Below are 20,794 nucleotides of genomic sequence, written 5' to 3' on the forward strand. Positions count from 1 at the left end.
AACAGAACATTCTCCTCGTTGCCGTCTGTGCTGCCCTGCTCCAGGCCTGCACCCCGGCTTCCACTTCCCCTGAATTCATAGAATAAGTGCAACGTTTGAAACGATAGGCAGAGAGTCAGCCACCGGTAGAATCCAGGCTCTCACACCGAAGGATTCAAGCGCAGATGACTACGCATTACCGGCAGCTGACTCAGGGCCAACGTTACCAGATTGAGGCCGGTCTGAGCGCCGGAAAAAGCCAGGCAAGCATCGCGAAACAGGTTGGCGTACATCCCTCGACGATCAGTCGTGAGGTTCGCCGCAACAGCTCCCAGAAGACCTACAAAGCGGTTGCTGCGACCCATGAAAGTGATGCCCGTCGAGCGCAGGCGCGCAAGCACTGCAAGCCATTAACGTGGTTCAGCCATTATCTGCCGCTCTGGCTAAAACACGGTATGAGCCCGGAGCAGATTGCTCAGCGCCTGAAGCAAGAGCAGCCGGAGCGCGCGGTCAGTCACGAGTGGATTTATCGGTTTATCGCCACCGACAAACACGCAGGTGGCGAGTTATACAAGTATTTGCGGCACCGCAGGAAGCTGTACCGAAAACGCTACGGAAGCCACGACCGGCGCGGACAGTTGCGTAATCGCGTATCGATAACCGAGCGCCCTGCTGAGGTCGAAGCCCGCGAGCGTCTAGGTGATTGGGAGGGTGACACGGTGCATGGCGTAGGCGGCAATCTGGTCACGCTGGTTGATCGTAAAAGCGGCTACCTGAGCGCCTATCCGGTCAAGCGCAGGACGCGCCGGCAGGTAACGCGGGCGATCAATCTGTTGCTCAAGGGGCATGCTGTTCACACGCTGACGCTGGATAACGGGAAGGAGTTTGCCGGGCATGAACGCATTGCGCATCGGAGCCAGTGCCAAGTCTTTTTTGCAGAACCCTATTCATCCTGGCAGCGAGGCACTAATGAAAATACCAACGGCCTGCTCCGGCAGTATTTTCCCAAGGGCGGCGACTTCAGCAAGCTGACCGTCGAGGCGGTCAGTCGCGTGGTAACGAAGATCAATTTACGCCCGCGAAAACGCCTGGGCTGGAAGACGCCGTACGAAGTTTATGCAGGGGCGAGCGTTGCACTTATGTGTTGAATTCAGGTCCAATGAAGGATCGCCTTCCATGCCTGCCATTGCTACGTCTGCCGTAGCCCAGACTGAGCTATCGGCCTACAACTGGAACCTGGTATCGGCCAACGATGCATCGGGCAGCCCCATCGCCGCTCTGGCCAACGGCATCGAGCGCAAGCTGCGCTTGAGCTTCGTCGACCAGAACCTGAATATCAGCGGTGGCTGCAACCGCCAGTTCGGCGGCTACAGCTATCAGGACGGCGTATTGAAAGTGCAGCCACTGGCCTCGACCTTGATGGCCTGCGACAAGCGCCTGATGGATCTGGATGCTCAGGTCGGGCGCCTCCTCAAGGGAGACCTTCGCACCACCATCACCAGCGATACCCCGGAGCCAATGCTCCATCTGATCACCCAAGACGGCTCAGTGCTGAAGTTCCAGGGCGAAGCCACCCCGGAGACGCGCTACGGCAGCAAAGGCGAGATCAAGTTCCTGGAAGTGGCCGCCAAGAAGGTCAAATGCGGTCATCCGCTGATCCCAAACTACCAGTGTCTGCAAGTGCGCGAGCGCCGTTATGACGACGCCGGCCTGCAACTGCCGACCACGGATGCCTGGCATTCCCTGTACCAGTCCATCGACGGCTACGAGCACCAAGACGGCGTGCGCACCGTGCTGAGAGTGAAGCAGTACGAATGGAAGAACCCACCCGCCGACGCCTCGTCGCAAGTCTATGTCCTGGACCTGGTGGTCGAGCAGGACGCGTCGGCCAAGAGCAAGTAACCGCAGTTCAAGGCAGGCCGGCACCTACCGTCCTGCCACACAACAGCTTCAACGACGACATTCCCGTTCGCACCGCTACATCACTTGGCCGGCTGGTAAACCCAGCCCGAGCCTGGCTCAGCGCTTCGCTGCGCGCTGGTACACGCCGTTGAAGCGCACGTTCATGCCGCCGCATTCGGCGTTGTCGGACACGACCAGAGCATCGCCCAACCAATGCACTTCCATGTGGCAAATGTCGTCGCGGAAGGTAATGGTGGCATCCTTCGGTGCGGCCGAGGCCTCGATCTCGCCCAGGTGCGTGGAAGGCCAATCTGCAGGATTGGCAGACGGCCAGTAGGCATTACCCTGAACATACAGCTGGTCGCCACGCGCGCGGATGCGCAGGTTGTTGTCGCCGTTGTGCCAATCGCCAGCCCAGTCCTTCAGCGTTGGTGTTGCCAACGGCAGCGGCTGTAGGTGGGTCTTGTCGACCCAGCCCGCACTGCCGCCCCCCTTGTTCGGGAAAAACGCACAACGGTAGCGACCTAGGTCGCGGCCAGTTAGCACCGTATCGCCGCTGATCACGTAACTGCGCTTGCGGCAGATAGGTTCACCCTTTGCCGGGCAGCCATCCATATCGCCGAGTAGAAACAAGCGCGGTGTACCGACCACCTTGGCCAAGGCGAAATCGCTTTGTTCGGAAGGGAATGCACCGTTGCGGCAGGACATCGGGTCGACCATTTCGCTGGCAGTCGCAGCCGTGGAAAGCAGTGTAGAGAGCAGGAGAAGTGACCGCAGAAGTGTTGCTGAGCCCCCAGATTCGCCGCCCGCTTCTCCGGCGGCGCGTCGCCACCGTCGTGGTTGTCGCTGTACTGCAGGGCACAACGCTGCGGTAAGGCTCTGGAGCAAGGCATCCAGCCGTGTGTGCAGTGACTCGATGGTTTGGCAAGTAGAGTGCACGTTATGGGAGTCCATGGTGTTTGCTGCCTCGTAACGTCAGTTGATGGCAGCACGACCTCGTGAGAAGTGGTCAGCCCAACATCATGGGTACGAACGTGGCATGTGGAATGTGCCGAAAACTCGGACAACAGGATCGGCGTATTAAAGGCTGAAACTTCGGAACTCTACCCTAAAAGTTTCGGAACTCCTGCTTTTTCCAGCCTATAACGAAAAACCCCGCAGACCGTAATCTGCGGGGCTTTCAATAATGGAGGCCGAGGTCGGAATCGAACCGGCGTAGACGGATTTGCAATCCGTTCGCCGACCCAATGTTTTGGCTGGCTACAGCTTCAACCCCACGGAAACACTCGAATTTCCTTCATTTCCGTTCATGGCTATTCATAACCATTTGGGACATCCGGTGTCCCAGGATTGTCCCTCGCTGGCGTTGGTGTTGATGCCCATACACCCTCTAGTTCTCTCGCGTTGAAAGGCAGATTCTGGACAAGAGATCCGTCCAGTGGGTGAAGCAGGTTCTGACCAATAACGGGGCCCAGGCTGGCCCCTATTACCTCGGCCACCCAGCGGTGACCAGCAATATTCGGGTGAGAAGGATCCCACCACATGCCCAGTTCGTTGATGAGTCGGTCAGCAGTCACTGGTTGGCCATTGGCCGAGAGTTTTGCAGGTAGGTTGATGTAAGTTCCTCCAGTCTCGGCAGCAAGCCTTCTGAGCTCCTGTCTCGTCCGGCTGCTTTCAGGAGTTGTCCAGCAGAAATCAGGAACAACCACTCGCACGTCGTTAGCCTTGGCGCTTGTTATGAGCCACCTGATTCTCTGTCGAAACCGTCCAAAGTACTGATCGTCACTGTCCGCATGCTTCTGATCATTATGTCCAAGCGCCATAATCAGCACGGATGACTCAGCCACAACCTGGTTGATCGTGTTAAGACTGACGTTCACTAGAGCGCGACCGGATTGCGAGTAGTTGCTGACTACTGGTCCGACTCTGAAGCCAAGGTATTCAAGCCCCACCAGATCAACAGGGCTGACATCCATTGCCTCCAGGTAAATTGTTCGAGTTGGACCGGACGAAACTCCGAGGCTGAACTGCTTACTCTTCCACTCAAGCGGCCCATTTGTTTCAACCTCGCCAACGACTTTGCCATCTGCATAGACGCGAAGCTTTCCACCAATGGGGCTTTGAATCCAATGGATCTGAGCTACCGGGTAATCCTTCGGTATGGTGATGGATATGCCAGCCCCTTTAGATTGGGATCTGGTTGAGTAGCCTGAAGGCGATGCAGAGGAACTTATTGAGTCGGCAGGATTGGTAACCCATTCCCCAGCCCATCGGAGGCTGGCAATGTCTGTGGTGAGTCTGTCCCCATCCCCAACAGAAGTAAGCGGCACAAACCCGTAACCACCAGTTGGGCTGATTCGAGCTTGGAGCACTCTCACCCACAGATTTTTTCGCGAATCGATTGCGAACGCTCCATGGCTGATTGAGTCTCCGAAGAAACTCACGCTCCTCTGCGCGAGCGGCATGCTCACAGAGCCAATGGAATCTGCCCAGGCGGGCGACCAGAGAATCAGAAGGGTTAAAACTAAAATCCTTTTCATGGCGTCCACGGCTACTACGATCAGCGCAAATATCTCATAGCATCCACGATGCAGTCCATGAAAGCCCCGTCAAAGGGTCCCTGGCGCAATGGGTGAAGCGAAGCTGAAGATCTGGTCATTAACGAAGGCGGTGTACACATTAAGAGTCAGAGCACCGCCAGAAGTGATCGAGTACCCGCTGATTACCGCCCCGGTATCGTTCCGCATGTACCCGACACCATTTGTCCCTTGTGCAAGATTTAGCTCTGATTTCGCATTGAACGCTGCTGTGAGATTGTACGCTCCAACTGGGAATGCACCAGACGGCGCGTTTTCTACGAATAACTTAACGCTAACCTCGTTTCCATTGCGCTTATACGCGGATGACAACGACGCAGAGACCAAGTTACCGTTCTCGACGCCTGTGGCCCCTAGCAGTGGAAGAGGCATCCAGAAATCGTGCAGACGCATGGCGTCACGTTTGCTGGTGCAGGAAAGACCCATTGCGCGAGCTATGGTCTCGGCAATCCACTTGTGACCGTCCTTGTTCGGGTGGCTACCATCAGTCCACATTTTCAGGACGTCGATCAGGTAAGTGGTAGAGATCGGGACATCGCCCGAGAAGATCATCTTCGGCAGGTTGATGTAAATCCCGCCTGTTTCCTTGGCCAGGCGCTGCAGTTCAGCCCGCGCCCGGCTGTTCTCTGGTGCGGTCCAGCAGAAATCTGGTACCACAACCTTCACGTTGTATTGCTTGGCGTACTGGATGTGCCAGTTGATCACTTGTACGAAGGCAGCAAAATAGGTGTTATCCGAATCCGCTGACCCTTGGTCGTTATGACCTAGTGCAAACACATAGGTCGAAGATTCGGCCATCAGCTTGCCGATGATGTACTCGCTCATATAGCGAGCGCGGCGACCGGACTGGGAGTAGTTGTTGAATACCGGTGCGCCGCCTGGCGAGTTGTAGGCTGGACCGATGATATCGACGATCCCGGCAACGGTCTGCTCAACAACAATTGTCACGCTACCGTAGCCAGCGTCGGCCAGGTTGAACGTAGACACAGCATGAGCAAGCGAACCGTTGGCGTTGACGGTGGCCACCAGCACACCGTTAACGGTGATTGTGAATGTGCCGCCGCCTGGCTGCTGAAGGTAGTGGATCTCGCCCAGATTCTGAAAGAACGGAACGCCGAACGTCATGGTTCCGCCTACACCAGGAGAACGAAGAGCAGAACCGATTGGAGAATACGACGCCTCGACAGTGGTTACGTCGATTCCGCCCCAAGAGCCACTAAACGAAACGTTGTGAATCTCGGTTGACGTAGTTGGCCCAGGGGAGCCAAGCGTTGCCCAGTTGGCAAACCCGTAGTTCGAGGCAAGAAGGTCAGCGTTGACCATGCGATGGAAGACTCGAACCCAGGCGTGCATAAAGATGTTCAGGGCGAACGCACCATGACTGATCGAGTCACCCGCCACTGTCACGTTCTTGGCTATAGCAGACGCGCTGTTGCTGATGATGGCGGGCTTGTTGGTAGTGAGCTTGAGCGTATCAATCTGCCCCTGAAGCGACAGCGTGGTTGCGTCTAGCTCTGCATCGATCGCCTTTACCTTCCCGCCGATAGTGTTAGGTGCATATGCGTTGGCATCGCCATAACCAATAAGGCCTGCACCGCTGGTGACGGATCCGACACCCGACATGTCTTGTACTGTACGGGTGATGCCATCGGGCCCGACATAAAGGACATTGGACGCCAGGTTGATTGGACCGGTACCGGCGCCGATCAAGGTACCAACGTAAACCTCCATGTGCTGCTTGGTTACAGCGTCCTGTTGCTCAGAAGGATTGGCGACATTGGCAATTCGGCGCCCCTCGGCGTCGTAGTAGTTCTTTCCAACAGGTCGCAGCAAAGCCCTTTTTAGGATGGAAAAGCTCTGCTGAATCAGCATGGTAAGGCGATCAAAAACCGTCTCGTGCGTCTCCGCCAGGAATCGACCCTGATTTCGCAGATCTGTTGGTTGGACCGGACTCATCACCCTCGAAATAGTTAGCGACGCGCCAGGCGTGGCCAGGAAGCCTGATGCGTAGGATGACGTGAGTGTGCCTCCGCTCTGGCTTCCGGCGCCCACCAGCGTGTATTGGGTGCCCAGTACCAGTGTTTCCGAGGTGCCGTCCTGTTTCACCAGCACGGCTTGAATGTCGGAGTCGTTCAGGAACCGGTACGGTATCGAGAACGCCGGGCCGCCGGATACGTACGTTTCAACGCTGTCAGTGGTCGATACAGTCAATTTTCTGTGCTCCAGAAATGCAAAAGCCCCGCACATAGCGGGGCTCTCTTGGGTCGATCAGTTGAGTTAGGTAAACTGCATCTACGTCTTCCTCATGGAGCTATGCATGGGGTGGGAACAAAAACCCCCGACACGTTGCGAGCGTCCGGGGGTTTTGATTTTTTGCCATTCAATGTGTACAAACCCTGTTCAGGTGACAGGGAGAGTCGCCTTGGCCAAGCACACTATTTCGAGACGGTCGTTAATCGCTTTGCCATTGCTGCTATTGGCGGGTCCAGCATTGGCACGCGGCCGAGGTGGGGGCGGTCGATCTGGCGGTCGAAGCTTTGGAGGACGGGGCGGCCGTAATGGGTTCGGATCAATCGGCGCCTGGCTTGTCTTGCTGATACCGGTGGCAATTTTTGCCATCTATCTGCTTAGAAGCGAGAAGCCATCTCCCAAACCAGTGGTTCCACCCAAAGAGACTTGGGATGCGGCAGGCCTGTGTTTGCTCTGTGGGAGCCGCATGATTCGCCGCGTCGCCAGTCGGGGAAAGCACAAGGGGAATCCGTTCTACGGCTGCGCCAACTATCCCCGCTGCAAAGGCATACGCCTCAACCTTCCAGTCAAAGACCATCCACCTACTTCCCAGTAGCCGCACCAAGGTCTGGCGCCCTGGCCGGTGCCGACTCTCCAGGCTCCCACCAGTAGCTTTGCCCGAACTCTCGCTGCGCTCGGCGCTGCATGCGGTTCAGGTACCCAGGCGAGAAGTACTCCTGCAGCTGGTGGAAGATCATGTGATCGGTGGCAGCCTTGGTGTACCAAAGGTTCGCGCCGGGCAGGTGCCCTTTGCCCAACTGGATCAGGCGGGCACCGATGATGTCAGGATCGCGCTCGCCCAAAGCAGCGTCGGCAGTAACCCCTCGCAGATTCAGCAGCGTCTCGACGTCGCCGGCCAACGGGCCACCAATCGCTGCAAGCGCAGAAGTACCGCCCTGAGTGGTGTTCGAGAACAGGAAGTCTCCGTACAGCGACAGCGCGCCGCCCTTGAGCATTGAGGCTAGGCCGAAGCGCAGACCCGGAACGCCGCCCAGCTCATCGTCCAGCATGTTCTTGGGATCACGGCCCGAGGCAATTTCATTGACCTGGGTGGCTATTGCGCCCAGCACCGTGGCCGTGGCGAACAGCGCAGCGGCATATCCCGCCTTGCCCCACCCGGTCTGCTGGGCCATGGCGCGCCGCCAGTGCTTCGAAATCATCGAGATCGGGAACGACTTGAACTGCCAGAAGCTGCGGGCGAACTCGCCCATCCATGTGCCGCGCTGGTTGTTACCGTGCATGAAGGCACGTTCGCGGGCGCCTGGCGCTGGGATTGCCATGTTGGTTTCGTCCAGCACCATCCCCAGCAGTCGGGTGGCAGCCTGCTCCCGCAAGCGAGTAGGCGAAACCCCCGCCTGCTTCGCCAGTGGTGTCAGGTCGGCATCTGCAATGCGGTAGATGCTGCCCGGGGTCAGCACCTGGTCGCCGGCGCCGCGCCAGTCTTCCGGCTGGGCCAGGCGCCATACTGACCAATCTTGATCAGTGATGCCGCGCTGCAGCATCAGCTTGCGGTCGCCCTCTTCCAGCGACTTGAGGGAGTCGAACCGGCGCGTAAGGTCGCCGGTAACGTCCATCATGGTGGCGCCGAAGGCCCGGCGGTTGCCTGCGTCGATGGCGTTCATGCCGGAGAGCTGCATTACCTTGGTGGCGGCAGCTTGCGACCACTTGGCAGCGCGGCCTGCTATCTCGGCATCGGTGCCAAGCCCTTCCTCCCCCCAGCGCGCCAGGCTGCCGATCAATTGATCGATGCCAAGGCCGGCGCGCATGGCCAGGCGCCGGTGGCTGGCGTTGGCCGGGTTGAGCATGCGCAGCTCGTTGCCCAGCACCTTCATTACGGGCATGCCGTTCATCTTGGCTACCAGCGCCAGTGTGCCCTGGTCGCTGAGGCCGGTGATCACCGCCGAACCCAGCTTGCCCGCCACGTTGGTGGCGCGGTAGGTGTCGAAGGCGTTGGCCAGCGCGGCCGATGCCGGTGGCTCCCGAGTACCGGCCACCTCGGTATAGAGCTGCTCCAGGCGCTTCACGCGCTTATCGATCTTGGTCTTTGCCTCGGGCTTGGCCTGAGTCATCTGCTTGGCGGCCGTCTCGGTGTGGTACCGCATGGCGTGGTTGGGGTTTGGCCCCATTGCCTCGATCAGCGCGATGTCACGGGCGGCTCGGTCGATGTGCCCGAACATCAGGTCCATCAGGCCTTTGTCACCGTACTTGGCCTGAGCCGCCAGGTAGGCGTCGGCATCGCGGTAATGGATCTGGCGCGACTCGCTACCACGGTTGGCGCGGGCGCCGTTGCCCATGGCCCGCCCCGGTTCCAGCTTGTTCACACCACCGGTGGCCACCGTCTCCCAGGCGTTGGTGAAGAAGTCAACCAGCTCGGCGTCGTTCATCCTGGTGCCATCGGCCTTGAAGTACTTCGATCGGTTCGCCCACTGGATGTGATCTGCAATCCACGCGTCCTTGTTCCTGGCCACCTTCATTTGGCTGTGGCTGCGCGGGATAGCCCAGTCATCGAGGTAACCCACATCCCCACCGGCCCGGTTGAAGCGCTCGCGCAGGCGGTTGGCCACATCGGCGAACTGCTTGGCCCCTACCTTGGCCTCGGGCACACCACTGTCCTGGCCGTGCAGCTCCTGCACCAGGGCGCGGGCTTTGGCCTCGTCAGCGAACAAGCCAAGGAACTTGCCACGCGTCATCTCAATGGCGTCGAGCATGGTGGACATGGCCTCATCGCGGATGGCTCGGCTGGCCGATTCGACCGACATGATGCCGGGGTAGTCCGAGGCGAAGGCCAGTAGACGGTCCAGACCTTTGAGGGGATCGCCCGGGAACTGCGCCATAACGTTCTGCACGCGATCGTGCGCGAGGATGGTCAACGCAACCCGCTGTTTCTTCTTGGCGGCCTCAGCCTGCAGTTCCTTGGCTGCGGCGCTGGCGGCCTCAGTCAGCCGGTCGGACGCGGTCTTGGTCTGCCAAGTGGCTGGGTCGGATTGCGCCAACTGGCGCATATTGCGACTGATGCGGGCCTCAATGTCCTTGATCTGGTCTTGAGTGAGTGCACGGCCAATTGCCTGCTGTACCGCTTGGATGCATTGCTGCTTCATCAGTTACCGAACCTCAGCGCGCACAGCGCGGCAGCAAGGAAGCCTTTGGAATCGTTGGCAGCCTGAGCGATCTCTGCATCAGCCTCGGCCAGGAGCTCGCGGGCAGAGACGGTGACGGGCGTGCCGTCCTCGTTGATGGCACCGGTCGGCACCTGCAGGTCTCGTTCTCCTGCGGCTACCGCGTCTAGCAGCGCCGGCAACGCTGGGTCGATACCGGCAACCGCATCTGCACCCTGGGTGACAGCTGTTACGGATTCAGCCGCTGGTGTTTCAGGGCCTGCGGGAGCGGCGCCAGCAGATTCGCCCTGCCCTTGCACCTCTGGGGCCCGGAGTTTCGGGGCTGCGGCTGTGGGAGCGGCATCAGCCTCTGGCGTGCGAGGCGCTGCCGGTGCTGCTGGCTCCTCTATCAGCTGGCCGCTCTCGCGCAGCATGCGCTGGATGTCCTCGACCGCCAGACGGTTCATGGCCATGCCGTGGTCCGGCGCCACGCTGCTGGCCAGAGCGGAGCGTTTGAAGGCGCTGCCGATCTGCTCGGCGCGCTGGTCAACCTGCGATTGCAGGCGTGCTGGGGTTTCACCGCGATCCATAGCCGCCAGCTCAGACCGTGCACGTTCGGCGGCGCGGTTGCCTTCCAACTGCTGGTTCAGCTCATCGATGCGCGCCTGAGTGGACGACCGCTGCTCATCAATGGCCTGCCGCTGCTGAGCAATGCTTTCCCGGGCCGCGCGCTCGGCCTGCTTGCGGCTCATGCGCTGCTGCTGAAACTCCTTGGCCGCCAGGCGATAGGTGTTGCCGGCGGCCTCATGCGCCTGGTCCAGTTCGTCCAGGTTACGCCGCAGACCAGTCACCTCGGCACGGATGTCGCGGATATTGGGCAGTCCTGTCGCCGCAACCGGCTCAAGGTCGGCACGGGCTTGAGCAAATACCTCTTGCTGCGCCTGGTCGCGCACCACTGCTTTCTCTGGACCAACGCGGTTAGAGCGGATGAAAGCGGTATCGTCCATGAGCCCGGTGACGTTGACCGGCTCGCCTCGGCTCATCTGCTCGAGCGCCACATCGAGGGCATTCTGGTGTGCAGCGCTTGACCGAGCGTTGACCGGTGTACCAGGTGCCGTGCCGTGCTGGGCATGCAGCCCATTGTTTCCGGCCAGCGCGGCGTCGACAGTTTCAGGCGATGCTGATGGAGCGCCCGACATTGCCCGGCCCAGCCCCCAGAACGCGCCACCGAGCAGGCCGTCGATCGCCATGGCCTGGGCATCCAGAGCCCGGTACTGCTGGGCCTGCTGGGTGTAGCCGTTGCTCTCCAGCACCTGGCCAACCCCGCCGCGCGCGACAGCGCCGAGCGCAACGTTGGCGCCGGCAGTTGCGGCAAGGTCTGCAACTGGCTGGGCCAGTAGGCGCGCTGCTGGCAGGAATGCTCCAGCTGCCAGGGTGGTGCCCTCGATCGCACCAGCAAGCGCTGCGGTCTTCGGGTCTACGCCCTCACCTCGCAGCTCACTGAAACGTTGCTCGCCCATGGACAGGCCTACGCCGCCAGCAGCAACCGGCAGGCCGCCAGAAGCAGCGCCGAACGCGAATCTAGTACCAACGTCGCCCAAGCCGAACATTATCTGTGCGGCTGTACCGTTGGTTTGGGCATCCGGGCGCAGGCGCTCCGTCACCGACAGGCGTTGCTGGCCGATGGCGTTGCGTCGGGCGATCTCTTCCTCGTCGGTTGGCACGTCGAAAAGGATGGCTTGGTCTGGGTCGTTGCCGTACTGGGCGGCCTGCAGGGCCAACTGGATGGCGCCCTGAGCGATACCGCTGAATAGGGCGGTACCAGAGCCATCCCAGAACTTCGGCTCTGGCGGGGTCAAGGCAGGATTGGCCAGTGCATCCTGCTCCAGGGCCAGTTGATCGTTGAACGCGAGGTCGGTGACAAAGCTCACTGGCCACCCCCATTCACGTTGATCATCAGCGGTTTTCCATCGGCACCGTACTTGTACTGGTTACCCTGCATGACGTAGTAGACGCCGTCACGGGCCTGGCGCAGGGTCAGCGCGCTGGCCGTTGCCAGATCCTGATCGCTCATGCCCTGGGCCTTCATCGTCTGAACCAGCGCTTGCTGAGCGGCGTTCTTGAAGGTGTCGGAGGGCATCCCCCATGGCGCGAGAGTTTTCGTGCCGTTGTAGTCAACAACCTCGCCAACGGTCGCCTTGATGGCTTTATCCATCAGGCTGTTATTGAGCTTGCCTGAGACATCTCCTGCCTCGGCTGCTGCGCCGGTGTAGTATGACTTCACGGCCTGCGCTGCCAGGCCGTACGACTGCGGCTGTCCTGCGAAAACAGTCCCAAGCTTGTTGTTCAAAGCAGTTTCGAAGTCACCTTGCTCAGGAATCGGAAACTTGGCCGTCCCATCTTGCCCCTTCTGGGACTTGGACTTGTTCAAGATCGACTCGCCCAGAGCCAAGGTTTTTGCCACGTCACCGCTACTTACCACGTCGTCAGGACGGAACCAGTGGGTGCCTGTGGTCAAAGATCGCTGCTTACCAGCCAGCACGCCGGTAAGAGCTCGCACAGGCGAATCTGGCGCGATCTGCTGCATCGCGCCGACGTAGGCCTGATCATCGCCCATTGCGGCGTGCAGTTTGCCGAACAGCTGCGACTGCTGGTCGGGGCTCATGTTCTCCAGTTGAGCCGATATGGTCTTTGCTTCCTGTGGAAGCAGCGGCTTCAGCGCTACAGTTGGCCCGAATTGCTTCCGCATGCCCTGGATAGCTGTGACTCGATCCGACAACATCTCTGCAAGGTTTTCAGAGTTGAGGTCCAGAGGTGCAATGTCTGCGCCCAGGCGCTGCTGGTAGTAGTCGAGTGGGGCCTCGGCCATCATCTTCGCGTTTGCATCAATGGCACGGCCCAACCGGGCGAGATTGTTGGCCTGCGCGACAGTTCCCCCATTATTCTGTAGGTCGGCCTGAAGCTTTCCAAAGTACGCGGCCTGCTGATCGATTGGCTGGCGTAGCACCTGTTGGGTGGCCACCTCCTGCTTGCGCAGGCCGTTGAATTCAGCAGCAGCTGGCGTTCCTCTTACCTGGTTCGCCCAGTTCGACCACATATCGTCTGTTGCAGGGGTGCCGCTGGCGATTTGAGCGTTGATCTTGCCCAGCACCCTATCCCCACGGGCTTCTGCGCGCAGTTGGGCCATCTCGGCCCTTTGCTGTAGGCGCTCGACCTTGCCGTCGATGGAACTTCCAATTTGAGTCAGATCATCGGCCGTCAGGTATTGTTGGTACTGCTTGAGCGCGGCCTGCGCCTTGTAAGGGTCTTGGGCCGCCTGCCGGCGCAGAATGTCGGTGTACATGCTGCTACTGGCCTTCTGGCGGTTCGCGGCAAGAAGCTCTGGAGACCAACCGTTTCGCTGGCCCTGCAGATCAAGGATACCGTCGATCTTCATCCGCGCTTGGTCGATGGCAGCCGGGTCGTTGAACTTCAGCGCAGCATCGTTCTGCGCAGTGGCAATGGCGCCTGCGTCGACACCATCCTTGTAAACCTGCTGCTGTTGGAATTCATGCGAAGACCAGCGGCTTTCGAGCTGGCTGCGCTGGTTGGCCAGGATGCGGCCGGCGATCTGGCGCTGTTTTGGCGTGCTCGCATTATCCAAAACGCCCTGGGCGTAAGCATCCCAGTCCTTCAAGCGGTTCTGCGTGATACCCAAGGCGTTGACGCCCTTCTGGGCCATAACCCCTGTTTCAGGGGCGAACGTGAAAGCGTTGGCCTGCTGAGTCGCCTTGCTGTCGGTGTCGATGGCAAAGGTCTGCTCGGCCTCCTGAACCTCGCGCTGGTGCACGGCGTTCAAATCACCGGCAAGACTCGATAGGCCACGCGCCAAGCCTGATGCATCGACTGATGCCTGGGCAACTCGCGGAGCACCAGTGACCTCTGGCCCCACACGGCGCTGGTACTGCGGAATGCGTGCGGCCATGCTCAACCCCCGCTGTACATGTTGTAGGCCTGACCGCCGCCGGTGAGCAGCGAGCCGAAGCCGTTGAGGCGGCGGGTACGGAAGTCGGCCTTGGCCTGCTTGATGCCCTCATTCCCCTGGTCGACAAGCCCCATGGCCTGGTTGAAGGCATTGCGGCGCAGCTGGTCGGCGTCCTGCTTGGCAAGATCGATGGTGCCCTGCTCGATGCGACCTGCCGATCCTTGGCCGACCACCACACCATTGCCCGCAAAGCCGGTGCGCTGGCTGGCCGCCGTCTGCCGCCCCTGCTCGTTCGCCATGTCGGCGGCAAAGTCGCCCTGGTTGATGGTGTCGCGCGCCTGGTCATTCAGGTAACGCTGCTGGCGCTTGGCGGCCTTGACGGTGTCCTTGCCCTGTTGGATCTGGGAATATGCGTTGAGTATCCCGCCGCCCGCGGCCGCAGCCGGGCCAAGAACTGGTGCTGCTGCGCCCATTACAGTCCCCTCAAAGTCATTGGATGGAACAACTCACCGTTGACCCCATAGGGCACGGCGTCATGCATGTGGAAACCGAGCCAGCGCAACCAGCGCAGGGCCTTTACGTAGCGGGCATCGGTGTAATTGATCAGCACCTGATGGCGCTGGCGCATGGCGGCAACCTCGCGGTCGCACTCGACCAGGAAGGCGCGGCGGTGCTTGGCGATCTCGGTGGTGCTGATCAGCCACGGCACGCCGATACGGTCGTCATGCTTGATGTCGCCGAACATGGCCACCACCCGACCGCCCACGACGTAGGCCCTAGCGTTGACGCTCTTGGCCACGGAGTCGCGCAGTTCCTGCTCAACGGCCAGGCCGCGCAAACACTCGAACTCAAGCCGGTCCTGCACGCGGGCGTTCGCCACCGTCATGGCGATCAGCCGGTCATCGACCGGCAACATCTCAGCCACCGGCCTGGACATTGGGCATTACCCCCAGAATGGTCAGTGGCAGGGGGTCGGACTGGCGAATGAACAGCCGCCCGAAGGAATCCCATTGGCACGGGACCTCCATTTCAGCCCGGCCGGTCAGCAGCTCGATCGGCTCCCCGTAGTTCTCGCCGGCACGCTGCTTGAACTCGTCCAGATGATCTGCATCCGGGCCGGCGAAGATGCCCCGGCTTTCCTGGCACAGCACCACCAACTGGTTATTGCGCTTCTTGTTGCCTAGGAACGACTGATTGTTCTGGAGGGTGATGTCCAGGGTTTCAAAGTCGCCAGTGATCGGCAGGCCGATGTGCACCACCAAGGTTGGGCTGTCTAGGGCTACAGTGCCGCCAGTAACCACCTGCTGGGGAATGACGTTGCCGTCACCCAGCATGCTGACGGTCTTGCCCTCCAGGTGGCCGAGCCCGCTGACGGTCGTTGCAGCCACACCCCAGCGGGTGGCAGGAATGCCACGCAGAGACTGTGGCACAACGGTCTGAGGCTCAACAGTTACCACGGTCGGCGAGATGTAGGCCGTGATCCGTACCGTAAGGATCTCGCCAATGCTGGTTTCAGCCCCGCCGCCGTACATGATCACGCTGCGATCGACCATGCCGGCATTAAAGGTGGCGGTACCAACAGCCAGGGTCAGCAGGTTGGGGAATTGCCAGTCGGTACCACCGGAGAGAACTGCGGTACCGGAACGGCGCCCGTCGTAGGTGAGTCCGCAATCCACGAAGAAAGCCCGGTCAAACCAGAAGTCGCCGGTACCGAACTTGGTCAGCTGTCGCGTGGCCATGCGCTCGATGTAGCGCTTCGTTACGCCGTTGATAACTCGCTTCACGATCAGGTACAGCGCATCCTCATCATCCTCTGGCACGCTGGCTACAGACTCGACGTCACCGTCTGTATCGTGCCAGCTCCAGCCGTATACCTGCTGATCCGGCAGAAAGGTGAAGCCAAGCAGCATGCCATCGTTGCGGGCCATCCACAGCACGCCATTAGGCGCCAGGGCAAAGGCCTGGTCCTGAATCGTGTAGCCGCGCAGCAGGTGCGATGAAAGCACGCTCACGTCCTGCGGCTGAAATCCGTCTGAAACGTAGTTGTAGGCCAGCGTCGACAGCTTGCCGCCCCGAGCCTGGATGTACAGCGCCGTGTTGGCGTAGATAGCCGGAATCACGTCGCTGGAGCCGAAGTAGCTCTGTTCCACCGCCGACACGTTGGCCGGTGTGATGCCGGACTCGCTGGAGCCGGTAATGGCGATTTCGGCACCCGAGGTCATGGCCAGCAGCTCGCGCAACGACACCAGGTGGCGGATCTGGTTGACCTGCCGGCTGGCAATGACGAACTCGATACCGTCGTCGTCCTTGTTGGGGTCGGAGTAGCCGAAGTTGTGGAAGTCTCCGGTGCGCGACATCCACACGGTCTGCGGGTTGGCAACGCTCGCCGCAAAGGCCATGCGCTGCTGGTAATAGCCGACTACCGAAGGGTTGTTGCCATCAGCGAACGGGTTGTAGCCAATCGGTACGGTGTTGTCCGTCTCGGGCGTGATGTTGATGTCGTTGAAGGTGGTACCGGCCGACTGCCCAATGAAGCCGAACACGCCAGACGACTTGTTCTTGTACACGTTGTAGTGGTCGGCGCCGGTAACAGCTGTCCAGGACAGGGTTGCCCCGGGCTTGTCGTCGAAGCTGTTCACCGTGGCTGTGTTGCTGGCCCAAGACTCGACGGAACCTTCCGAGATGCTGCTGACCGCCGTGATCTTGTATTGGTACTCGGTGGTATCACCGGAACCACCCGTACGTGGCGTGGCGGCAAGGCCAGTAGGTGCTGCAATTCCCGGCTCGAACGTAATGGCTGTGAGCGTCCAGTTGGTGGGCGCCAGGCGCGCCAGCTCACGTGGCGGGTGACTTGGGTGAACGATGGTAAGTACATCAGCCGACTGGGTGAACTTGAGGTCTGGCAGCTGCGCCGTGGTGTACGGGGACACGATCTCGTACGGAACCGCGCCACTCACCACCTGGCCGCCCATGCTGATGAAGCGGATGTACAGATTGCCGAACTCCAGGATGTATGTCTGCTCGGTCGAGAACTGGAACGGGATCAGCCTGGTGCGGGCCGCGCTGTTCTTCACCTCGGTGATGAAACGCGTGCCAGAACGGTTCTGTGATCCACCCTCCGGCAGCACAACAAAGTTGCGGCAAGTCTTGAGAGCCGTGTAATAGCGGGCCAGGTCAACCCGTGCATAGGTGGCCGGCGCGACCTCGCCAGCGCTGAAGGACGGCTGAATGACTTCGCTCATGCGCCGCGCCCCGTGATGAAGATGGATTCTCGCTGGTACTGCGTGACGCCCTCGTTGAGCGCTGCCGCCGCAGCGGTCAGCACTTCGGCCTTGTACTCAGCAGCGCAGGCAGAGGCGATACCGGCATCCTTCGCCAGCGGTGCAGCGATCTGGCTGGCCAAGTACCAGGACAGCGCCGACACGAAGATCGGGTCGAACATTTCCGGAGACTCGACTTTCAGCGTGTACTCAAGGGTGGCCGGTGAAGCGTTAGTGCTGATCAGGCGCTGGCTGGCCCCGTTGATGATCCGGAACGGGATGCGGGGGATCTTCGGAATCTGGCAGTCCATGCCCGCCGGCCATACGCCCTGCGGAAAGACCGGGTTGACGATGCGGCGCACCCGCATGCAGTCGTTCGGCACGGCGTACGCGTAGGGGTATTCGGGGTTCGGGTTATCGGCTACCTCGGCCAACTGGGCAAAGGCAGTGACGAACCCCCAATCACAGTCAGCGCGCAGCACAAAGTCCCGGCAACTTTCGTAGAACTGCTTGCAGATCCGGGCGGCGGTGCTGTTTTCCTCCAAGTCATCGATGCGGATGCTGTTACCGATGCGGAAGAGCGCCATGTTGCACACATCAATGACTGATGACATTGGTTGCTGGCTCCATGAAAAGGGCCCCTAAGGGCCCTTGGTGGGTTGCTGACTCAGGCGTCCGGGCCGTCGTCGTCATCGTCCGAGTTGCCGCCACTGTCGCCGCCATCTGCCCCACCACCCTGGCCGCCGGTGTTGGTGCTGGTGGTGTCGACAGGCTTCACGTACGGCTCGCCCCCAGCGATCAGGCGATCAGCTTCGGCTTGGGCCTCTTCCTTGTTGGCCCCAACGAAATCGCCGACCTTCTTGCCACTGGCATCGATGACGATGTGGCGGCCACCCCCGTTGTGCTTGACGGTGAAGGCTGGCTGAGGACCCCCACCACCCTGGCCGCCGGTGTTGGTGCCAGCCACAGGCTTGGTTGAGCTGGATGGCGTCCAGCCCTGCGGCTGCATCCATTTGCCCAGGTGGCTCTCGCTTTGAATATCGAACGGCTGGCCGCCAGCCTCTGGCGGATCCTGAATCTTCCCGCCGTAGTAGCCGCGTTCAAGTGCGATAACTTTCATGGTCGCTCCTTAAACGATGGTGAAGCCGCTGGCGTAGGTGGCAGTGTCCTGCACATCCTTCACCAGGCCGGCCCAGAAGGTGCCAGCAGTGAGCGGGCCGGTGCCAACGGTGTAGTTCACCCGCAGGTAACGACGGACACCGCGCGGGACTGCTACAGCAACCGGACGCTTGCCAGCAGCCATGTCAGCAAGTGCGGTGACACCCGAGTCGAACAAAGTGACCCAGGTGGCGTTGTCGTCACTGGTCTGCAACTGGAAGTTCACGGTTGCAGCACCAGCGGCAGCGGCAGCAACCAGAACGGCGATGACCAAATACAGCGGCTCGCCGGCGCCGATGTCGCGGCGGGTGTTGCCGTGGGTCAGTGGGCCGAGGTCGAGAACGTCGGTCGATGCCGCCGTCGCGGTGACTGCCTGGCCAGTCAACCCGCTGAACATATTCAGCTTGTCGGTGATCATGGGATTTCTCCGGAGAATGGGTTTGGCTGGAAATTGCCGGTCAGACGACCGGCGACTCAGTGTTAAGCAGGGCGTCACAGGTACGGAACGGAACCCCGCGCAGGCTGGTGATCCACTCACCGTCGTATTCCTGGATCTTGAGCCGCACGTTGTTCTTGTTCATTGCCTGGATGTCGAGACATTCGGCGATGGTCCGGTTCATGTAGAACGCGGCGCGGCCCATGCGCAGGTTCGGGATGCGGTGCACAGCACGCACCATCGCCTCGATCAGCTTCACCGTGCTGCCGTTGGTGTCGGCCACCAAGTCGCTGATGTCGATGTTGCAAATGCGAACGGCGTAGCGCCAGTCGCGCAGGGCAGCACCGGTCTCCCACTTGTAGTGGTCGCGGTAGGCACGGAAGAACTTGCCGGTGCCATCGTCCACGAGTTCTACGCCCATGTCGTTGTGGTCCAGGCCAGCTTTCGAACCCTTCGGGAAGATCCCGTGCACGGTCTGATCGCCCCACACCACCAGCCACACCGATGTGTTATCGGAGCCCGAACCGCCCATCTTGATGATGTTCTGCCCGTTCTTCGCCGTGCTGTCGCTGTAGCGCGGGGCCAGGCCCAGAGGCTTGGCAGGCTCCAACGCGCTGTTGGAGTAGAACAAGGCGCTAGCCATGTCCTGGTTCATGCCCTCGATAAATGCGGCGTTCTCGGACAGGCGGAAAGCAGCGGTGTTGCCGTTCAGGTCTGCCAGCTTCTCGTCGACGACGCCGAGGTTTTCCAGCAGAGCGCAGGTTTCATCAACCTGCACAGTGGTGGACTTGCCGCGAGCAATACCGGCGTTCAGTGCACGCCAAGTACCGGAAGGCAGGCCAGTACGCGCGGTGGTGCGGTGGCCGGTCGCCAGGTTACCTTCCAACCACAGCATGTCGGTCAGAATTTCGTTGGTCTGGTTCAGCATCTCGATGATGCGCGCCGGCTTGCTGTCCGGATCCTGGCGCTTGGCCCAGTCGGCCAGCGTCAGCGCAGTGTTGGCGATAACGGCCATGGTTTACTCCTCAGGATTTTCCGTAGAAGACTTCTTCGTTGGACTTACGGGTGTTGTTGCCGGAACCGCTATGCAGCTGGCCCTCGGCCAACTGCTGGCCGATCCGGTGGAAGAGCCGAACAACTTCGGGGTGGGAGCCCAGCCCGGACTCCTTGAGCATGGTGCTCAGCTCGGGGGTACCGAACTGGGCCAGGGCTTTCTGGGCAACGCCTACGTTGGCGTCGAAGTTGGCGCCGCCGAATGCTGCGTCCTCGCGCAGGGACTTCTCCCAGCCGGTGACAAGGCCTTGGCGCTGCTCAAGGCCGGCTTGCTCAGCAGCCAGGGCGCGCTTGGCGTCGAAGGCAACCAGCTTGTCTGCCTGCTCTTGGGTGAGGCCCAGCTCCTTGAACAGCGGGCTTACCTCGGCCAACTGCTGATCGGACATTGCATAGCCTTCTGGTAGGTCCTTGAAGGCGTAGGCCTCAGGCACCACCGGCTTCTGCGCCTGATCGCCCTCACCCTCCTGCTTCTGGCCCTGCTGCTGGCTTTCCTGGGCTTGCTGATTGGCATCGCCAGCCTGCTGTTGCTGCTGGCCTTGGGCGCCCTGATCGCCTCCAAGGATGTTGCTTTGCGGCTCGCCAGTAGCCTGAGCAGCAGCTGCACCACCTCCCTGGACGCCATCGGCGCCGGCTTCGTTCATGAGGAAGTGGCCGAGACGGCCATGGATGAAGTAGCTCATGCTTCACCGCCTTCGGTTTGGCCAAACTCAGCTCGGGCAGACAGCTTGCTGCGCAGTTCGTAGCCCATCAGCGGCCAGACCTTGGCAACGGCGTTCTCGCGGGCGATTCGACGACCGATCTCGGCGTCAAAGTTCTCCGGGCTGGCACAGGCGCTTTCGCCGGTCACGGTGAAGCCGTTGCGCAATACCAGGACGCAAAATGTCAGCAGGTGTAATGGGTGATCGGCAGGTACTGGCGGCTGAACATCGTTTGGCACAACGCCTGTGGCGCCGTTGATGTACCACTCGCTTTCGATATTCAGTTCGATATCAGCTGGACGGATGCGCGGCGCATTGAGTCCTTTTGCCTGAATTTCGTGCTCGATTGCTTTGTCGTTCATG

General features: G+C 60.5%; 17 protein-coding genes. 2 read left to right on the plus strand and 15 right to left on the minus strand.

From position 1 onward, the window contains the following. Positions 1-164: 164 nt before the first annotated feature. Together ACVWSC_RS17605 and ACVWSC_RS17610 are read left to right on the plus strand one after the other, a co-directional pair. A complete protein-coding gene (locus tag ACVWSC_RS17605) occupies positions 165-1,127 on the plus strand; it encodes an IS30-like element ISPsme1 family transposase (protein WP_442107591.1) in 963 nt (320 codons plus the stop codon). A 28-nt stretch (positions 1,128-1,155) separates the two neighbouring features. Then, on the plus strand, positions 1,156-1,881 hold the full coding sequence (locus ACVWSC_RS17610) for a DUF4377 domain-containing protein (protein ID WP_442108159.1): 726 nt from the start codon (positions 1,156-1,158) through the stop codon (positions 1,879-1,881). A 117-nt stretch (positions 1,882-1,998) separates the two neighbouring features. Here ACVWSC_RS17610 and ACVWSC_RS17615 read toward each other — a convergent pair whose 3' ends face one another. The 15 genes from ACVWSC_RS17615 to ACVWSC_RS17685 all read right to left on the minus strand — a co-directional run bounded on the left by ACVWSC_RS17615 (position 1,999) and on the right by ACVWSC_RS17685 (position 20,793). Beyond that, positions 1,999-2,589: a hypothetical protein gene (locus ACVWSC_RS17615; RefSeq protein ID WP_442108161.1), complete on the minus strand. Its 591-nt coding sequence runs from the start codon at positions 2,587-2,589 to the stop codon at positions 1,999-2,001. A 605-nt stretch (positions 2,590-3,194) separates the two neighbouring features. Continuing rightward, on the minus strand, positions 3,195-4,421 hold the full coding sequence (locus ACVWSC_RS17620; protein WP_442114326.1) for an SGNH/GDSL hydrolase family protein: 1,227 nt from the start codon (positions 4,419-4,421) through the stop codon (positions 3,195-3,197). 69 nt (positions 4,422-4,490) lie between these two features. After that, positions 4,491-6,689: an SGNH/GDSL hydrolase family protein gene (locus ACVWSC_RS17625; RefSeq protein WP_442108163.1), complete on the minus strand. Its 2,199-nt coding sequence runs from the start codon at positions 6,687-6,689 to the stop codon at positions 4,491-4,493. Between the two features lie 620 nt (positions 6,690-7,309). Further along, on the minus strand, positions 7,310-9,865 hold the full coding sequence (locus ACVWSC_RS17630) for a hypothetical protein (protein ID WP_442108165.1): 2,556 nt from the start codon (positions 9,863-9,865) through the stop codon (positions 7,310-7,312). Beyond that, the gene (locus ACVWSC_RS17635) at positions 9,865-11,793 is read right to left on the minus strand and encodes a hypothetical protein (protein WP_442108167.1); all 1,929 of its coding nucleotides are present in this window, start codon (positions 11,791-11,793) and stop codon (positions 9,865-9,867) included. The genes ACVWSC_RS17630 and ACVWSC_RS17635 overlap by 1 nt, the downstream gene beginning before the upstream one ends. After that, the gene (locus tag ACVWSC_RS17640) at positions 11,790-13,826 is read right to left on the minus strand and encodes a hypothetical protein (protein WP_442108169.1); all 2,037 of its coding nucleotides are present in this window, start codon (positions 13,824-13,826) and stop codon (positions 11,790-11,792) included. Before ACVWSC_RS17640 ends, ACVWSC_RS17635 begins: the two co-directional genes overlap by 4 nt. A 2-nt stretch (positions 13,827-13,828) precedes the next feature. Further along, positions 13,829-14,299 carry a hypothetical protein gene (locus ACVWSC_RS17645; RefSeq protein ID WP_442108171.1) on the minus strand — a complete coding sequence of 157 codons (471 nt, stop codon included), beginning with the start codon at positions 14,297-14,299 and terminating at the stop codon, positions 13,829-13,831. Next, complete coding sequence (locus ACVWSC_RS17650; RefSeq protein ID WP_476461750.1) at positions 14,299-14,742, minus strand: hypothetical protein; 444 nt, start codon at positions 14,740-14,742, stop codon at positions 14,299-14,301. Before ACVWSC_RS17650 ends, ACVWSC_RS17645 begins: the two co-directional genes overlap by 1 nt. Before the next feature lies 1 nt (position 14,743). Further along, entirely contained in the window at positions 14,744-17,068 is a 2,325-nt protein-coding gene (locus ACVWSC_RS17655; RefSeq protein ID WP_442108175.1) for a phage tail protein, read from the minus strand. Beyond that, a complete protein-coding gene (locus ACVWSC_RS17660) occupies positions 17,065-17,700 on the minus strand; it encodes a phage connector family protein (RefSeq protein ID WP_442108177.1) in 636 nt (211 codons plus the stop codon). Before ACVWSC_RS17660 ends, ACVWSC_RS17655 begins: the two co-directional genes overlap by 4 nt. A 53-nt stretch (positions 17,701-17,753) precedes the next feature. Then, the gene (locus ACVWSC_RS17665) at positions 17,754-18,206 is read right to left on the minus strand and encodes a hypothetical protein (protein WP_442108179.1); all 453 of its coding nucleotides are present in this window, start codon (positions 18,204-18,206) and stop codon (positions 17,754-17,756) included. 9 nt (positions 18,207-18,215) lie between these two features. Continuing rightward, positions 18,216-18,662 (minus strand): Bbp16 family capsid cement protein, encoded by a 447-nt coding sequence (locus ACVWSC_RS17670; RefSeq protein WP_442108181.1) that lies wholly within the window; start codon positions 18,660-18,662, stop codon positions 18,216-18,218. Between the two features lie 40 nt (positions 18,663-18,702). Next, positions 18,703-19,695 (minus strand): major capsid protein, encoded by a 993-nt coding sequence (locus ACVWSC_RS17675; RefSeq protein ID WP_442108182.1) that lies wholly within the window; start codon positions 19,693-19,695, stop codon positions 18,703-18,705. 10 nt (positions 19,696-19,705) lie between these two features. Continuing rightward, complete coding sequence (locus tag ACVWSC_RS17680) at positions 19,706-20,413, minus strand: hypothetical protein (RefSeq protein ID WP_442108184.1); 708 nt, start codon at positions 20,411-20,413, stop codon at positions 19,706-19,708. Continuing rightward, entirely contained in the window at positions 20,410-20,793 is a 384-nt protein-coding gene (locus ACVWSC_RS17685; protein ID WP_442108186.1) for a Gp49 family protein, read from the minus strand. The genes ACVWSC_RS17680 and ACVWSC_RS17685 overlap by 4 nt, the downstream gene beginning before the upstream one ends. Between the last annotated feature and the right edge of the window lies 1 nt (position 20,794).

It is taken from the genome of Pseudomonas sp. NUPR-002, from assembly GCF_056322725.1.

Bases quoted from the DNA above. Each gene is read 5' to 3' on its own strand.
- ACVWSC_RS17665 (WP_442108179.1), bottom strand. From the start codon at position 18,206: ATGAAAGTTATCGCACTTGAACGCGGCTACTACGGCGGGAAGATTCAG.
- ACVWSC_RS17655 (WP_442108175.1), bottom strand. From the start codon at position 17,068: ATGAGCGAAGTCATTCAGCCGTCCTTCAGCGCTGGCGAGGTCGCGCCG.
- ACVWSC_RS17675 (WP_442108182.1), bottom strand. From the start codon at position 19,695: ATGGCCGTTATCGCCAACACTGCGCTGACGCTGGCCGACTGGGCCAAG.
- ACVWSC_RS17620 (WP_442114326.1), bottom strand. From the start codon at position 4,421: ATGAAAAGGATTTTAGTTTTAACCCTTCTGATTCTCTGGTCGCCCGCC.
- ACVWSC_RS17610 (WP_442108159.1), top strand. From the start codon at position 1,156: ATGCCTGCCATTGCTACGTCTGCCGTAGCCCAGACTGAGCTATCGGCC.
- ACVWSC_RS17605 (WP_442107591.1), top strand. From the start codon at position 165: ATGACTACGCATTACCGGCAGCTGACTCAGGGCCAACGTTACCAGATT.
- ACVWSC_RS17670 (WP_442108181.1), bottom strand. From the start codon at position 18,662: ATGATCACCGACAAGCTGAATATGTTCAGCGGGTTGACTGGCCAGGCA.
- ACVWSC_RS17640 (WP_442108169.1), bottom strand. From the start codon at position 13,826: ATGGCCGCACGCATTCCGCAGTACCAGCGCCGTGTGGGGCCAGAGGTC.
- ACVWSC_RS17615 (WP_442108161.1), bottom strand. From the start codon at position 2,589: ATGTCCTGCCGCAACGGTGCATTCCCTTCCGAACAAAGCGATTTCGCC.
- ACVWSC_RS17650 (WP_476461750.1), bottom strand. From the start codon at position 14,742: ATGTTGCCGGTCGATGACCGGCTGATCGCCATGACGGTGGCGAACGCC.
- ACVWSC_RS17660 (WP_442108177.1), bottom strand. From the start codon at position 17,700: ATGTCATCAGTCATTGATGTGTGCAACATGGCGCTCTTCCGCATCGGT.
- ACVWSC_RS17645 (WP_442108171.1), bottom strand. From the start codon at position 14,299: ATGGGCGCAGCAGCACCAGTTCTTGGCCCGGCTGCGGCCGCGGGCGGC.
- ACVWSC_RS17680 (WP_442108184.1), bottom strand. From the start codon at position 20,413: ATGAGCTACTTCATCCATGGCCGTCTCGGCCACTTCCTCATGAACGAA.
- ACVWSC_RS17685 (WP_442108186.1), bottom strand. From the start codon at position 20,793: ATGAACGACAAAGCAATCGAGCACGAAATTCAGGCAAAAGGACTCAAT.
- ACVWSC_RS17630 (WP_442108165.1), bottom strand. From the start codon at position 9,865: ATGAAGCAGCAATGCATCCAAGCGGTACAGCAGGCAATTGGCCGTGCA.